The sequence below is a fragment of the Halomonas sp. ATBC28 genome, assembly GCF_005937175.1.
Lineage (GTDB): Bacteria > Pseudomonadota > Gammaproteobacteria > Pseudomonadales > Halomonadaceae > Vreelandella > Vreelandella titanicae.
Genome location: NZ_VCQL01000190.1, coordinates 1 through 394, shown reverse-complemented (window position 1 = coordinate 394; position 394 = coordinate 1). Strand labels below are relative to the sequence as shown.

1 protein-coding gene is annotated in these 394 nt (G+C 82.7%); it reads left to right on the top strand.

Annotated features, from left to right (window positions below):
* Positions 1 to 125: 125 nt before the first annotated feature.
* Positions 126 to 394 (top strand): hypothetical protein (locus tag E0L35_RS26790; protein ID WP_249362201.1); only part of this gene is annotated, 269 nt, incomplete at its 3' end.

Here is a 394-nt window from a genome sequence, read left to right as displayed (position 1 = left end):
CCGTCACGGATGCGCTGACGGAACCGGCCGCGCCGGTCGGCCCTGCAGGGCCGGTGCTGCCGGTGGCTCCCGCAGGGCCCGCCACGCCGGTCGCGCCCGTGGGGCCCGCCGGGCCGGCTGGCCCGATGCTGCCCGTCGGCCCGGCACTGCCGGTGGCGCCCGTCGGCCCGGCCGCGCCGGTGGCGCCGGTCGATCCGGTGGCACCCGTGGCGCCCGCCGCACCCGTGGCGCCTGTCGCACCGGCGGGGCCGGTGGCTCCGGTGGGGCCTGCGGTGCCCGTGGCGCCCGTTCCCGCGGGTCCGGTCGCGCCCGTGGCGCCCGCAGGGCCCGTCGCCCCCGTCGCACCGGCCGGGCCGGTCGCGCCGATCACGCTGGCGCTGCAATTGCCGAGTAC